Source organism: Streptomyces sp. ICN903, assembly GCF_022015835.1.
Classification (GTDB): Bacteria; Actinomycetota; Actinomycetes; order Streptomycetales; family Streptomycetaceae; genus Streptomyces; species Streptomyces fenghuangensis.
Window position 1 is genome coordinate 1 of record NZ_JAKMAY010000567.1, and the last position, 1,394, is coordinate 1,394.

General features: G+C 79.7%; 2 protein-coding genes. Both read left to right on the forward strand.

From position 1 onward, the window contains the following. The first annotated feature begins 658 nt into the window (after window positions 1-658). Window positions 659-910, forward strand: coding sequence for a hypothetical protein (locus L7D48_RS28840; RefSeq protein WP_237884055.1), 252 nt, complete (start codon window positions 659-661; stop codon window positions 908-910). A gap of 31 nt (window positions 911-941) precedes the next feature. Beyond that, a complete protein-coding gene (locus L7D48_RS28845) occupies window positions 942-1,367 on the forward strand; it encodes a phage tail protein (protein ID WP_237884053.1) in 426 nt (141 codons plus the stop codon). Window positions 1,368-1,394 lie beyond the last annotated feature (27 nt).

The window sequence follows — 1,394 nt, forward strand, 5'->3', positions numbered from 1 at the left end:
ACCCAGCCCCAGCCCCGCCGCCGTCGCCCGGACCGCCGCCGGCCCGCGCCCACTCACCGCGGCACGTTCCGGGTCGCACTCCAGCCCGGCGGCGCCCCGCGTCCTTCCGCTGCTCACCGCGCGCCCGCTCGCCCTGAACACCCGGGCTCCGCAAGGGGTGGCGCCGCCCTCCGCTCCCCGCCCCGGCGGGCGTACTGCCGTGGTGGCGGCGCGCTGGCCCAACGCGCCGGCCGCCTCCCGGGACCACTCCGCGCCGCCCGCGGGCAAGCCCGTACGACCGGCGGGGACGCGGATCCAGCGGGCCGCGTCCCCGCCCGTACCGCCCGGCCCCGAGTCGCCCGGCGCGCGGGGCGCCGGATCGCCCGGTTCCGGCCGGCGTGTCCCGGTGGTCCGGCCCGCTCCGCCCCGCGGACGGACCCCCGGGGCCGCCCCGGCCGCCGCCGTACCGGCGCGCTCCCTGCCGGTGACCGGCCCGCAGCCGCCGGCGCTCGCCGACCGTCCGCCGACCGCACCGGCACCGGCACCGGCACCGGCACCGGCGGGGGACGTCCCCGTGGTCCGGCCACGGACCGCCGCACCGGCCCCCGGGCCGGCGGGCGGCGGAACCGGCCGGGCGGCGCCCCCGGTCCAGCGCACCGCCACAGGCGCCGGCGCCGCCGTGCCCGCGGGCGCACCGGCCCGGGAGGCACCGGCGCGCGGCCGGCCGCGGTCGGCCTCCGCGCCGCCCGCGCCCGCCGCGCCGCCCGTCCCCGGCAGGGGCGCGGCCCGTCCCCACGAGGCGCCGCAGGACCCCGGCCTCGACCTGGACGACCTGGCGCGCCGTCTGCTCGACCCGGTGGCCCGGCTGCTCCGCACCGAGCTGCGGCGCGGCCGGGATCGCACGGGCCGCCCCTACGACGGACGCCGCTGAAGGCACGGAACGAAGGACGGACGACGGACCGATGACGGACAGCATCTTCGCGACGAGCGTGTTCTTCCGGCTCGCGATCGGCGGCGACGACCTGGGCGCCTTCCACACCTGCACCGGCATGGGCGCCGAGGTCGAGATCGAGAGCTACGCCGAGGGCGGCAACAACGGCTTCACCTGGAACCTGCCCGGGCGCGTGACCTGGTCGAACATCACGCTCACCCGGCCGGTCACCGCGGACACGGTGAAGATCGGCCGCTGGCTCGACGAGACGCTGCGGCGGGTGGAGCCCAAGGAGGGCGAGATCGTGGCGCTGAAACCGGACCTGACCCCGATCGTCGGCTGGCAGGTGTTCGGGATCGTCCCGGTGCGCTGGCAGGGCCCGTCCTTCGATCCCTCCAGTTCCCAGGCGGCGGTGGAGACCCTGGAGATCGCCCACGAGGGGCTGCGCCCCTCCTGACAACCGCTCACCCACGCCCCCGGGCAC